11 protein-coding genes are annotated in these 12,761 nt (G+C 57.3%); 2 read left to right on the top strand and 9 right to left on the bottom strand.

All coding sequences use genetic code 11. The features are described 5' to 3' along the window. Window positions 1-55: 55 nt before the first annotated feature. From ACKUTP_RS02935 to ACKUTP_RS02910, 6 genes are all read right to left on the bottom strand, one after another. Window positions 56-844, bottom strand: coding sequence for a hypothetical protein (locus tag ACKUTP_RS02935; RefSeq protein WP_035137757.1), 789 nt, complete (start codon window positions 842-844; stop codon window positions 56-58). Then, window positions 841-1,659 carry a hypothetical protein gene (locus tag ACKUTP_RS02930; protein WP_195240859.1) on the bottom strand — a complete coding sequence of 273 codons (819 nt, stop codon included), beginning with the start codon at window positions 1,657-1,659 and terminating at the stop codon, window positions 841-843. The genes ACKUTP_RS02935 and ACKUTP_RS02930 overlap by 4 nt, the downstream gene beginning before the upstream one ends. After that, the gene (locus ACKUTP_RS02925) at window positions 1,659-2,579 is read right to left on the bottom strand and encodes an ABC transporter ATP-binding protein (RefSeq protein WP_035137759.1); all 921 of its coding nucleotides are present in this window, start codon (window positions 2,577-2,579) and stop codon (window positions 1,659-1,661) included. Before ACKUTP_RS02925 ends, ACKUTP_RS02930 begins: the two co-directional genes overlap by 1 nt. Window positions 2,580-3,281: 702 nt before the next feature. Continuing rightward, on the bottom strand, window positions 3,282-3,611 hold the full coding sequence (locus ACKUTP_RS02920) for a helix-turn-helix transcriptional regulator (RefSeq protein ID WP_052044110.1): 330 nt from the start codon (window positions 3,609-3,611) through the stop codon (window positions 3,282-3,284). A gap of 8 nt (window positions 3,612-3,619) precedes the next feature. Beyond that, on the bottom strand, window positions 3,620-4,156 hold the full coding sequence (locus ACKUTP_RS02915) for a hypothetical protein (RefSeq protein WP_035137761.1): 537 nt from the start codon (window positions 4,154-4,156) through the stop codon (window positions 3,620-3,622). 327 nt (window positions 4,157-4,483) lie between these two features. Continuing rightward, window positions 4,484-5,077, bottom strand: coding sequence for an ATP-binding protein (locus tag ACKUTP_RS02910; RefSeq protein ID WP_409063510.1), 594 nt, complete (start codon window positions 5,075-5,077; stop codon window positions 4,484-4,486). Window positions 5,078-5,368: 291 nt separating this feature from the next. On the opposite strand from ACKUTP_RS02910, the gene malQ reads away from it, so the two are divergent. Together malQ and glgP are read left to right on the top strand one after the other, a co-directional pair. After that, window positions 5,369-6,946, top strand: coding sequence for a 4-alpha-glucanotransferase (gene malQ / locus ACKUTP_RS02905; protein WP_409063509.1), 1,578 nt, complete (start codon window positions 5,369-5,371; stop codon window positions 6,944-6,946). 128 nt (window positions 6,947-7,074) lie between these two features. Continuing rightward, entirely contained in the window at window positions 7,075-9,342 is a 2,268-nt protein-coding gene (glgP, locus tag ACKUTP_RS02900) for a glycogen/starch/alpha-glucan family phosphorylase (RefSeq protein WP_226812452.1), read from the top strand. Window positions 9,343-9,797: 455 nt separating this feature from the next. Here glgP and ACKUTP_RS02895 read toward each other — a convergent pair whose 3' ends face one another. The 3 genes from ACKUTP_RS02895 to ACKUTP_RS02885 all read right to left on the bottom strand — a co-directional run bounded on the left by ACKUTP_RS02895 (window position 9,798) and on the right by ACKUTP_RS02885 (window position 12,759). After that, window positions 9,798-10,997: an ABC transporter ATP-binding protein gene (locus ACKUTP_RS02895; RefSeq protein WP_138113449.1), complete on the bottom strand. Its 1,200-nt coding sequence runs from the start codon at window positions 10,995-10,997 to the stop codon at window positions 9,798-9,800. A gap of 68 nt (window positions 10,998-11,065) precedes the next feature. After that, window positions 11,066-11,905, bottom strand: coding sequence for a carbohydrate ABC transporter permease (locus tag ACKUTP_RS02890; RefSeq protein ID WP_022095055.1), 840 nt, complete (start codon window positions 11,903-11,905; stop codon window positions 11,066-11,068). Continuing rightward, a complete protein-coding gene (locus ACKUTP_RS02885) occupies window positions 11,905-12,759 on the bottom strand; it encodes a carbohydrate ABC transporter permease (protein ID WP_055285610.1) in 855 nt (284 codons plus the stop codon). The genes ACKUTP_RS02890 and ACKUTP_RS02885 overlap by 1 nt, the downstream gene beginning before the upstream one ends. Window positions 12,760-12,761: the final 2 nt, after the last annotated feature.

Here is a 12,761-nt window from a genome sequence, read left to right as displayed (position 1 = left end):
TCCATTTCCAATCAAATCCATATCGACCCTCAGACGCTGCGCATACGCCAGCGCACTACCTTCTTCGATAAAAACTGCACGAAAGCAGCAATAGACATGCGAGCGACACGATGACCGCATGGCCGCATGCAGCCATCAGGACCGTCCCGCCGGCAGCCCCGCACGCCCTCATCCAATAAGCCATGTGAACCGGGGGTAAAACGGTTGGGAAACTCATCGCGATAACAAGGCCCGCGAACGTTGCGACCAGCAAGGCTCCCGACACAAGAGATCTGATCCTGAACACCTCATATGCAACCGCAACCATCAGCGTATAAGCGGCGTCTATAACGATATTCGACAGGAGTGCCGAGGTCACATTACCAACCGTAAGGCTGTCTAGACCGCTTCCGGAGCACACGGCAAAGACCGCAGCGACACCGAGAGTAAACACGATGTAGGGGCACAGCGTATACACTTCGCAAGCCAATGTCTTTGCCGCAAACAGCTGCCAGCTGCGGAAGCCCCGAGCAATCGAAACTCCCCTTGCCGACACGCTCGTCGCATCACCGAATAGCGTCCCCGCCACAACAACAGAGACGATTGGGAAGAACACCGTATGCGCCATGGAGACGACACTTAGCCAGGAAGAGATACCCGTTGGCCCAACCCCTATCGAGAAAAGATAGCCCGGATCGGCGGAAAAGCCAAAGAACTGGCCCTCTCCCCCTGCGGAGACCCATGCGCCGGACCCGGCAAACACATAAATCCCCGCGATGCCCAAATACATCAGCGCTATTATCACGGCGAGTTTCATTCTCCTTGCGCGGAACAGTTCCGCCCTGACCGACATCCCAAGATTCATCGAACCGCCGTCCTTACAAATAGCGAGACGAGCGCAACTCCAACCGACACAAGCACAGTGCCGCCCGCATACAGCAAAACCTGAATTACACCAACATTCTGCATACTCAGGGAACACAGGTTCATCAGGTAATACACGGGCGAGAGCATGAGCAGCAAGCTGGGCTGACCGCTTCCGTATGTACTTGGGAACCACACCATCACAAATATCGAAACCGCTATTGCAACGACGCTGCTCGCCACCACACTCCTCGTGAGCAAATACAGGGCGAAGGTAGCGGCGTACATCGAAATGAGCAGCAGCGCGATCATCAGCGCAATCGATACAAATTGGGCAAACCCTGAGCACGAGGCCCCAACGTCCCATTGGGCCATCTTGGTTAAATACAGCGCAGTCGTAGAAAGAAGATACACGGCACCGACCAGAGTGCAGTTCACCAACAGCTTCGTGATCACAATCGCCGCCTGCGACACCCCTCGCGATCTCGATACGGCGTAAGCCACGGATTCAAAGTCTCTCGACGTGGCGTAAACCGCGTAGAGAATCGTCACCGGAATCCAGACCACTGTAGACGCAAAAGACGTCCGGGCAACAGAGCCCAAAACGTCCCCTGCATCCACTAGGTTTCCAATAAAACCTATAGCCCCTCCAAGCGTATACGGGTCATCACCGGCGACCATGATCAGCACCTCAGACGAAGTCGCAGCCGCAACCACATACAGCACAGCCGCAAGCGCAATCATCAGAGCGGTCGCCGGGTGCCTGGCGAGCAACCATACCTCGCTCCGAAAAGCTGAGATGAACTCGCGTTTCATCACAGCTCGCTCTCTCGACCGATGAGCTCCGAATAAAACTCCTCAAGGCTCTTCCTATGAGAATACGCCTCCGCAACCCTCACACCTGCGGTCGAGAGCGCTTCGATTGCAATGCCCCGCCCTTCCTTTTTCTCCTCATAGCGCATAAGGACGCTGCCGTCCGGCAGAAAAGAATGTGAGGTCTCATCTCCGAGAACCGATCTCGTTCGCTCCAGATCGTCCACATGCAACACGAAACCACCGCGGCATGACTTTTCCAGCTGAGGTGCGGTCATCCTTCGAATGAGGCGACCATGACTTATGAAGAGGTAATCAGTTGCCAGCTTGTGCATCTCCTCAAGATTGTGGCTGGATACGAGAATCGTTTTACCTTGATCTTTGTTAAGATGCGTAAGGATTTTTCTTACTTCGACTATCCCCATCGGATCCAGGCCGTTTGTCGGCTCGTCCAGGATCAACAGCTCCGGATCGCCCAGCAACGCTATGGCCAGATCGAGACGCCTCCTCATTCCCATTGAGAAGTTCTTCACTTTCTTCCCGCCGGCCTCCCCCAAACCGACGGTTGATAACACACCGTCGATGGAACGATCGGTGGGAAGCCCCCACTCAATACAGCGAACGACCAAGTTGTCTCGCGCGGTCAGATTAGGATACGAAGCATTGAGGTCGGGCATATAACCCAGCCTTTCCCTGCAGCTCCGTATTTCACGTCTCCCGGTTTGCCCAAACATCGAGATCGTTCCTGACGATGGCTCCGAAAGCCCCGTGATCAATCGAATTAACGTGCTCTTGCCGGCACCATTCTCCCCAATGAGTGCACACAGCTCGCCTTCCATTAAAGAGAACGAGACTGATTTAACCGCTTCAAACCCGCCATATCTCTTGGATATGGCACGCAATTCAACTGGGACTTCCCGCATGGACGACATCCTCCCCGTCAATAAAAAGGGACGACATGGCAATTGTGCGGGGTTATAGGTAACGTCGGTTCGCCCCCCCATATTGCAATGCCACATCGCCCCTCAGGCGCTGCTGGCCAAAATATCTTTGAACAGTCTGTGCACGCCGTACGGCGTGCACTATCCGCTAAAAGCGGATAGTGCACTCCTGTGAAGAACACTTGGTGCTGCAGCTGCCGTGCGCGTAAAAGAAGCAATTGTTGCACATGGGCTCAGCTCCGGCTGACGGCTCGGTAATCCATTCCATTTCATTCCCCTCCTTTCGCGGTAGAAAGCCAGTTCATCTCTGCCCCCTAGAAACGGAACGTGCAGGACTGATTGGGGCACCTCTTCGTGCATCCCCCGTGCGCGTAGAAGAAGCAGTTACCGCACGCGGGTGCAACGCCTTCCTCCGGCTCGTTAATCCAATCCATCTCTCCCTCCTTTCCTTGCATACCGAATTGATAATGTTATTCTAATTCGATATGTGTCATATTTCAATATAAGCTTATTTATATAGTACACAAGGTAAGCACCCCCCTGCATCCAGCACAGGAAATGACTCTCTCGTTCCCCAGTGACGCGGCGAGAAATACAGGCCACTGCAGGACGTTGAATGAACAGCCCGTGAAAACCGTTGTTTTCACGGGCTGCACCTGCTCAATACTTTTTTATTCTCCAGCCTCAGTCGTCTCTAAGATCGACCACGTAAACATGATCTGACTCCAGGACCGGGTCATCACCCGTCGCGGTCGCCCTGCTCAGCGCGTTGCGGGCGCGCCGCGTCGCCAGTTCCTCAAGTTCTCTTTCGTTGACGCGCTTAATAAGATCGCCAGGCTGGCAATCAAGCTCTACGCAAATATCCAGCAATGTCTTTAACCTAATTGCCTTCACCTTGCCATTTCGTATTTTTGAGATACTTGCCGGTGTGTGCCCGGTCGCCCGAATGATATCCGTACTCGTCTTTCCGCGTCGAAGCAATAAGCTTTCAAGCTCAATAATCAGATAGTCCATGCCGCCCCTCACACCAAATCCTCGGTCTGGTCTTGAAGCAGAGCTCCGTAGCGCCATATCGCAGAAATCGAGAAGCAGCAAACGGCCCCCAGCACAGCACCAATATCTATGGGCAGGGCCAGGTTTTCAAACATCGAATAGGCGTTCCCCAGCAAGTCGAAGGGGCCAATCACTATCGAAAGAAACCCCGGAGAAAACAAGAGGTCACCTATTGCTGCTGCAACAAACAGCCACCCGATAATCGAGATTCTTCGAGCATGCGAAAGGGTAAAGGGCGATTCGCCATGAGCCATGTCCATGCTGATTCCCCGCAGGGTCCATGTGGCCCCTCCGGAAATCAGAAGATACATCAAAGGAACCACTACGGAAACCGTCTTTGATGGATCATATAGGTTTCCTTGAGCAGCCATAAGCCCAATGGAAATAACCACCACCACCGAACAGCAACACACCGCTATAAACAGCGCCGTAAACAGAATCCCAAGCCTTCTTCCGAGAGTCATCATCTTCTGGATGGACTTATCGATCTTCTGGGCGCTATTCACCACAGCTCCTCCTAAAGCAATCAGAGGTCTTCTTACTTACTGTTTTTCCTACATTGTAACGAACTCGATAAAAGGAGGGTCGCTTCACGCCGCGCAATCCCGAACTCCAAGCGTTTCTCATCAGCATTGCCCATCTTTCGAGTCGAAATTCAAATCCAGTTTCTTATCGCATGCCGAAATCAACCCGAACTGGATGTGACTGGAAAACAGCGCGCTGCGTCGGTCGCGCTTTCCCGAGCGACTCTGGCACAACAGACGATATGAGTTGAACATTGGGGCCTCTCCCCTTGCAGCTCTCTCGTGGGTCGGGCGACAATGGTCGTACCATCAACCGCGGCCGCGCGCTGCGGGCCCTCGGCCTCGGCTGCGTCGTCGGGGCGGTCCCGAAGATGCACCGGCCCGCGGCCGACCGCGGCCGCAAGAACGACCGCCGCGACGCCGAGTGGCTGGCACGCATGCTGGCGCGCCGCAACGTCGTCGAGGTGTGGGTCCCCGACGAGCGCCCTCGAGGACGCGCGCGACGACCTGCAACACGCCAAGCAGCGGATGTCGAAGTTCCTGCTGCGCCACGGCCTCGTCTTCGACGAGACGACGCCGGCCGGCAGGCGCAGGGGCGCCTGGACGGGGGCCTACTGGGACTGGACGGAGTCCCTCTCCTTCGACGAGCCCGACGACGCCGCAGCCTACGAGCACTACATGGACGGAAATGACCTGGTAGAGAACCCTCGCACCGTCTACGTCGCAGGGGACGTAGACGAACTCGTCGAGCACGAGCAGCCTCGCGGGCGACACGTCGTTCAACAGTTTCGACAGCGTTCCCTTGCGCTTCGCGTTGCCGAGCTCGAGAACCAGCTGCGCGGTCTGCCAGAACCTGACCGACATGTCCGCGGCGACCGCGCGCATCGTGAGGGCGACTGCCATGCGCGTCTTGCCGCGCCTGGACTTACCGAAGAAGACGAGGTCTTCGCGCGATTGTTTGTGTCAACGGCCAACTGAATGTGAACCCTTCTTGCATTGTTGCAACCTGGCTGGCAGCCGGTCTTTAATGACGACGACCATTGTCGCCCGACCCACAAAAGAGCCGCAAGGGGAGGAGCTCCCAATGTTCAACTCATATCGTCTATGGCGCACTACCATTCACCGAAAGTCGGCAACTTTTTCATTCTCTCTATACATGTTTAAACAACATGTTCTACAATAGGGACAATAGAAATGGAAACTCGGGACGAGCCGTCTATCCATCTACGGCGCAGCCCCTTATTCAAAAGGACGGTGAGTGCATCCATGGAGCGTGCAAGCGGCGTCCTCATGCCCGTCTCATCTCTGCCCGGACCATACGGAATCGGCGGCTTTGGTTGGAATGCCTACGACTTCGTCGATTTTCTCGCCTCGTGCAAACAACATTACTGGCAGATTCTGCCCCTTACGACGACCAGCTATGGCGATTCGCCCTATCAGTCGTTCTCGGCCCGCGCAGGCAACCCCAACTTTATCGACTTTGCCGAGCTTATCGAGGCAGGGTATCTGGAGCAGCGCGATATCGATGGCGTGTATCTGGGATCCGACCCCAGCAATGTCGACTACGGTGCCATCTTTGGTGGCCGCCGTCAGATTCTCGACCGCGCCGCCGAGCGCTTTGCCGCCGACAAGCCGGCCGATTTCGATGACTTTATCCAGGCCAACGAGGACTGGCTCATCCCCTACTGTGAGTTCATGACCGTCAAAGAGGAGTGCGGTCTCAAGGCGTTTTGGGAGTGGCCCGCGGAGCTCCGCACCCGCGGCGAGGCTTCCGCCAAGGTCTGCGCCGACCATCCGGCGCGTATGCTCTACCACCAGATGACGCAGTACTTCTTCGATCGCCAGTGGAGCCGCCTCAAGGCCTATGCCAACGAGCGCGACATTCTCATCATCGGCGACCTGCCCATCTATGTCTCGCGTGACTCCGTCGAGATGTGGGCGACGCCTGAGCTCTTTAAGATCGACGCCGCCGGCAATCCCGTGAGCGTCGCCGGCACGCCGCCCGACCAGTTCTCGGCCACCGGCCAGTACTGGGGCAACCCCATCTACGACTGGGACGCCATGGAGTCCGACGGCTTCTCCTGGTGGGAGGGCCGCATTCGCGCCGCCCTCGACATGTACGACGTCATCCGCCTGGATCACTTCCGCGGCTTCGAGGCCTATTGGGAGGTGCCGTTCTCCTCGCCCGATTCGTCCTACGGTTCGTGGACGCAGGGTCCCGGCCTCAAGTTCTTCAAGACGCTCGAGGAAAAGCTCGGCACGCTGCCCATCATCGCCGAGGACCTGGGCTTCCTCACCCCCGGCGTCATCGACATGCGCGACAACTCGGGCTTCCCCGGCATGAAGATCCTGCAGTTTGCCTTTGAGGGCACCAACTCGTACTACCTGCCGCATAACTACATCGCCAACACCGTCGCCTATGTGGGCACCCACGACAACGAGACGGCGCGCGGTTGGTTTGAGAGAACGGCCACCCCGCGTCAGCGCGAGCAGGCAGCCCTGTACACCCATCAGCAAGCCGGCGAACCCATGGCAGATGCACTCAATCGCACCATCGCCGCCAGCGTGAGCGACACGTGCATCTTCACCATGCAGGACCTGCTCAACTTGGGCAACGAGGCGCGCATCAACACCCCTGCCACGCTGGGCGGCAACTGGACCTGGCGCATGCTCGACGGCGCCATCACCCGCGAGCTCGAGCACAAACTCACCGACTGGACCGAGACCTACTTCCGCATCCCGTCGGAAGCCGAAATCGAGCTTCCTCAATAGGAGCCACCGCGCCCGACCCCTCCCCACCGTGCGGACGCGCTTGCTTTTCCCGCGCGAGGCCACCCCAATCCCCTCGCGCGGGCTTCTTATGAATTGCAGACATGAAACAACCCATCACAGGAGAAAACATGCCCCGAATTAACCTCATGGAACTCGCCGAGCAGTCTTTTGGCACCTCGCTCGAGCAGCTCGACGACCGTCGCATTTACAAGCTGCTGGTCAAACTCGTGCAGGAGCGCTCCGCCGCCCGCCCGCTCAACAACGGCAAGAAAAAGCTCTATTACATTTCCGCCGAATTTTTGATCGGCAAGCTGCTCATCAACAATATGATCGACCTCGGCATCTACGACGAGGTTAAGGACCAGCTCACCGCCGCAGGCCACGACCTCAACAAGATCGAGGAGTTCGAGGTCGAGCCGTCACTCGGCAACGGCGGCCTGGGCCGCTTGGCCGCATGCTTCCTGGATTCCATCGCCACGCTGGGCTTGACCGGCGATGGCGTGGGCCTCAACTATCACTACGGTCTGTTCCGTCAGCGCTTTGTCGACAACCAGCAGAAGGCCGTCCCCGACGAGTGGCTCGGTGAGCAGGACATCCTAGTCGACGATGACCGCTCCTACACCGTCGAGTTCGGCGATTTTGCCGTTACTTCCAAGCTCGTCAACATCGATGTGCCCGGTTACGGCCAGCCCACCAAGAACCGCCTGCGCCTGTTCGACCTGGCGAGCGTCGACGACGGCCTGGTCCCCGGCAGCTCCATCGACTTCGACAAGACCGAGATCGCCAAGAACCTCACCTTGTTCCTCTACCCCGACGATTCCGACGAGCAGGGCCGCCTACTTCGCATCTATCAGGAGTACTTCATGGTGAGCAACGCCGCCCAGCTCCTGATCGACGAGGCCGTCGAGCGCGGCAGCAACCTGCACGATCTGGCCGACTATGCCGTGGTCCAAATTAACGACACGCACCCCACCATGGTCATCCCCGAGCTCATTCGCTTGCTCACCACCGAGCATGGCGTCGAGTTTGACGAGGCCGTGACCATTGTACGCTCCATGGTCGCCTACACTAACCACACGATTCTTGCCGAGGCGCTCGAGAAGTGGCCGCTCGCCAGCCTGCAGAAGGTCTCCCCTGCCATCGCCGACATTATCGTCAAGCTCGATGAGATCGCGAAGGCCGAGCACGATGACCCGCGCGTCGCCATCATCGACGAGCACGACACCGTCCACATGGCCCACATGGACATCCACTTTGGCTTCTCCATCAACGGCGTAGCCGCCCTCCACACCAAGATCCTGGAGGACACCGAGCTTCATCCGTTCTACGAGATCTATCCCAAGAAGTTCTCCAACAAGACCAACGGCATCACCTTCCGCCGCTGGATCCATGGCGCTAACCCCGCGCTCGCCAGCCTGCTCGACGATGTGATCGGCACCGACTGGCGCAGCACCGGCGATCTGAGCAAACTCGCCAAGTTCGCCGACGACAAGGACGTTCTTGAGCGCCTGGCCGCCACCAAGGTCGAAGCCAAGGCCATCATGCGCCAGTTCATGGCGCTCGAGCAGGGCGTGACCATTCCCTCCAACGCCATCATCGACGTCCAGGTCAAGCGCATCCACGAGTACAAGCGTCAGCAGATGCTCGCGCTCTACATCATCTGGAAGTACCTCGATATCAAGAACGGCAACAGACCTAAGCACCCCGTCACCATCATCTTTGGCGGCAAGGCGGCGCCTGCCTACACTATCGCGCAGGACATCATCCATCTGATCTTGACGCTGTCGCAGTGGATTGCAAACGACCCCGACGTGGCTCCCTACCTGCAGGTCGTCATGATCGAGAACTACAACGTCACCGCCGCCGAGCGCGTGATCCCCGCCGCTGATATCTCCGAGCAGATCAGCCTGGCCTCCAAGGAGGCGAGCGGCACCTCCAACATGAAGTTCATGCTCAACGGCGCCCTAACCCTGTGCACGCTCGACGGCGCCAACGTGGAGATTGCCGAGCTCGTGGGCGACGAGAATATCTATACCTTTGGTGCCTCGTCCAAACAGGTCGAGCAGCTCTATGCCGACGGCACCTATGACGCCGGTGTGCTCTACCGCAAGCCCGGCATTAAACTGCTGGTGGACTTCATCACCAACCCGGCCTTTATGGCGACCGGCAACGTCGAGCGCCTGCAGCGCCTGCACGATGACATTAAGGGCAAGGACTGGTTTATGGCCCTGCTCGACATCGAGGAGTACATCCAGACCAAGGAGCGCGTGTTGGCCGACTACGAGGACCAGGACGCCTGGATGCGCAAGACGCTCATCAATATCGCCAACGCCGGCACCTTCTCGTCTGACCGCACGATCTCCCAGTACAACGACGAGATTTGGCACCTGAGCTAATTTCGCTTCCCTTACCCATCCTCTTGAGAAACGGAGTCGTGGCAACACGGCTCCGTTTTTTGTGCCCGCACGTTACCCTGCGACCCAACTCGGCCAAACAATCTCGATCTGTAACAACTACTCGGTAAAAACGGTCCCAGCTGTTACAGATTGAGACATACCGGCCCCCCCTTGGGTCAATCTCGATCTGTAACATCTAGCAGCTGAAATTCACCTTTGGTGTTACAGATTTAGATGAAATGGTTAGCTCAGCGGAACCGTCTCGATCTGTAACATCTAACGTCCGAAATCGGCCCTACCTGTTACAGATCGAGACAAACGACCGGTCAGACAGCCCCAACACAAAGAAAGGCTCCCCTCTCGCCCAGCGGACGGGAGGGGAGCCTTATATGTGACCGCGGCAAAAGGATGGCAATACCGCAGTCGCCCAAAGGAAGGGCCTGGTTGCACCGGGCCTAGATAAGGTTCTTGCCAGAGACCTTATCGAAGAGGTGGGTCGCGTTCTTCTCGAACTTGAACCAGATGGTGTCGCCAGCCTTGAGCGCGCCCTTGGCCTCGAGGTCGACGACGGGGATAATCAGGACAAACTGGCCGTCGGGAGCGGTCACGTGGACATGCTCGGTCGAGCCCATGAGCTCGGTCACCTCGACGGTACCCTGGAGCGCGCCCTCCTCGCCCTTGTCGGCAAGCAGGATCTGCTCGGGACGCACGCCGGCCGTAATCTCCTTCACGTCGCCGCCGTCCCAGTTGAGGGCAAGCTGAGCGCAAGTCTCGGGGGCGAGCGCCACGTTCATATCCTCGGTCTTGACGGTAAAGCCGTTGCCCGAGCGCACCAGCTGGGCATCGAAGAAGTTCATCTGCGGCACGCCGATGAAGCCGGCGACGAAGATGTTCGCGGGATGGTTGAAGACCTCCTGCGGCGTGGCGATCTGCTGGACAACGCCGTCCTTCATGACCACGATACGGTCACCGAGGGTCATAGCCTCGGTCTGGTCGTGAGTAACATAAATGAACGTGCCCTTGATCTCGTGGCGCAGCTTAATGAGCTCGGCACGCATCTGGTTACGAAGCTTGGCGTCCAGGTTGGACAGCGGCTCGTCCATCAGGAAGACCTTGGGGTCACGCACGATGGCGCGGCCGATAGCGACACGCTGGCGCTGGCCGCCGGAGAGCGCCTTGGGCTTACGGTCGAGGTACTCGGTAATGCCCAGAATCTCGGCAGCAGAGCGAACCTTGCGGTCGATCTCGTCCTTGGGAACCTTCTTGAGCTCGAGCGTAAATGCCATGTTCTCGTACACCGTCATATTGGGGTACAGAGCGTAGCTCTGGAACACCATGGCGATGTCGCGGTCCTTGGGCGCCACGTCGTTGACACGCTTGCCGTCGATGAGCACATCGCCCGAGGTAATGTCCTCCAGGCCGGCGACCATGCGCATCGTCGTGGACTTACCGCAGCCAGAGGGGCCAACGAGGACGACGAACTCCTGGTCGTGAACGGTGAGGTTGAAGTCCTCTACAGCGAGCACACCGTCCTCGGTAACCTTGAGGTTGTGCTTCTTCTCCTCGGTCTTCTTCTTTTTGCCAAAGAAGCCCTTCTTTTTGGACTCGGTGTTGGGATACACCTTCTGAACATGTTTGAGAACGATCTCGGCCATGTCTTTACCTTTCGATATGCGGCGCCGCGCTGAGGGGCGCCGCAGAAACTTGCAAAACAGTTACGGCATCAGCCCTTGACGGCACCTGCCACCACGCCGTCGATGATGTACTTCTGGCAGAGGATGTACATGATAACGATGGGGATAACGACCATCATGATGCAGGCCATCATGGGGCCGAGCTCGACGTGGCCGTAGCCGCCGCGGAAGTACTGGATCAAGATAGGAATGGTCTTGTACTTGGTGGAGTCGAGCGTAAGGTAGGGCAGCAGATAGTCGTTCCAGACCCACATGGTCTCGAGGATGCCGACCGAAAGATAGGTGGGCTTCATGATGGGAAGGACGATCTTAAAGAACACCTGGACCGGGTTGCAGCCGTCGATCATGGCCGCCTCTTCGATCTCGAGCGGAATGTTCTTTACAAAGCCGGCGAACATAAAGACCGCCAGGCCCGCGCCAAAGCCCAGATAGATAAAGCAGATGTTGAACGGCGTGTTGAAGCCGATGCGGTCCGCCAAATTGGACAGCGTGAACATGAGCATCTGGAAGGGCACGACCATCGAGAAGACGAACAGGTAATAGAAGAAGTTCGAGATCTTGTTGTTGACGCGCACTACGTACCAAGCACACATGGAGCAGCACACCAGAATCAGCACGACCGACGTGACCGTGATGATGAGCGAGTACATAAATGCCGAGGCAAAGCCCTGCTCGTTAAGGGCGTGCATGTAGTTTGCGAGGCCGTTGAACGTCTCGGGCGTGAGCAGATCGAATGCCGTGGTGGTGCTGATTGCGGTCGCTTTCTTAAAAGAATTAAGCGCAATCATGAACACGGGGTAGATCCACGCGAGCGACAGGATCGTAAAGAAAATCGAGAGCGCGCGGTTGATAACCTTATCGCGTTTCATTACTGCTGCACCTCCTTGGACCTCGTGGCCTTAAGCTGGATCATGGAGATGGCCACGACCAGGATGCAGAAGATAACCGCCTTGGCCTGACCAATGCCCTGCCATGCGATACCGGCACGCGAATAGAACGTGTTGTAGATGTTCAGGGCGAGCATCTCGGTGGAGTGCGCGGGGGCGCCGCCGGTAAGGGCGAGGTTCTGGTCGAACAGCTTAAAGCCGTTGGTGATGGACAGGAACAGGCAGATGGTGATGGTCGGCATCAGGTTAGGGATCTTAACCTTCCAAAACGTCTGCCATGCCGTGGCACCGTCGACCTTGGCGGCCTCGATGTAGTCGGACGGAATGGACTGCAGACCAGCGATGTAGATGATCATCATGTAGCCGACCTGCTGCCACAGGGTCAGGATGATAAGGCCCCAGAAGCCAGCAGCAGAGTTAAGGGCAATGAGCTGGGCGCCCACGTTGGAGAGTAGGCAGTTGATCAGAATCTGCCAGATGTAGCCCAGCACGATGCCGCCGATCAGATTAGGCATAAAGAAGATCGTACGGAAGATGTTGGTGCCTTTGAGCGCCTTGCGGGTGAGCGCCTGCGCAATGGCCAGGGCGATCACGTTGATGAGCACCGTCGACAGGAAGGCAAACGCCACGGTAAAGAAGAACGACGTGGCAAACTGCGGATCGGACAGTGCGCGCACGTAGTTCTCGATACCGACAAAGTGCGTATTGTTGATGGTAATAAACTGGCAGAACGAGAGATAGAAGCCCTGGATAAAGGGGATCACGAACCCGATCATAAACGCCAGGCACGTGGGCAGCATAAAGAGCGGCCACCAGCGCTTGAGTGCTTTGCCCATAG

The organism is Collinsella sp. wc0529 (assembly GCF_046116875.1).
In the GTDB taxonomy this organism is placed as follows: domain Bacteria; phylum Actinomycetota; class Coriobacteriia; order Coriobacteriales; family Coriobacteriaceae; genus Collinsella.
The sequence above is the reverse complement of the archived record's forward strand: the minus strand, read 5'-3'. Positions and strand labels throughout refer to the sequence as shown.

Excerpts from the sequence above, each read along its gene's own strand:
- ACKUTP_RS02935 (WP_035137757.1), bottom strand. The coding sequence starts at position 844 with ATGAATCTTGGGATGTCGGTCAGGGCGGAACTGTTCCGCGCAAGGAGA.
- ACKUTP_RS02930 (WP_195240859.1), bottom strand. The coding sequence starts at position 1,659 with ATGAAACGCGAGTTCATCTCAGCTTTTCGGAGCGAGGTATGGTTGCTC.
- ACKUTP_RS02925 (WP_035137759.1), bottom strand. The coding sequence starts at position 2,579 with ATGCGGGAAGTCCCAGTTGAATTGCGTGCCATATCCAAGAGATATGGC.
- ACKUTP_RS02920 (WP_052044110.1), bottom strand. The coding sequence starts at position 3,611 with ATGGACTATCTGATTATTGAGCTTGAAAGCTTATTGCTTCGACGCGGA.
- ACKUTP_RS02910 (WP_409063510.1), bottom strand. The coding sequence starts at position 5,077 with ATGGCAGTCGCCCTCACGATGCGCGCGGTCGCCGCGGACATGTCGGTC.
- malQ (WP_409063509.1), top strand. The coding sequence starts at position 5,369 with ATGGAAACTCGGGACGAGCCGTCTATCCATCTACGGCGCAGCCCCTTA.
- glgP (WP_226812452.1), top strand. The coding sequence starts at position 7,075 with ATGCCCCGAATTAACCTCATGGAACTCGCCGAGCAGTCTTTTGGCACC.
- ACKUTP_RS02895 (WP_138113449.1), bottom strand. The coding sequence starts at position 10,997 with ATGGCCGAGATCGTTCTCAAACATGTTCAGAAGGTGTATCCCAACACC.
- ACKUTP_RS02890 (WP_022095055.1), bottom strand. The coding sequence starts at position 11,905 with ATGAAACGCGATAAGGTTATCAACCGCGCGCTCTCGATTTTCTTTACG.
- ACKUTP_RS02885 (WP_055285610.1), bottom strand. The coding sequence starts at position 12,759 with ATGGGCAAAGCACTCAAGCGCTGGTGGCCGCTCTTTATGCTGCCCACG.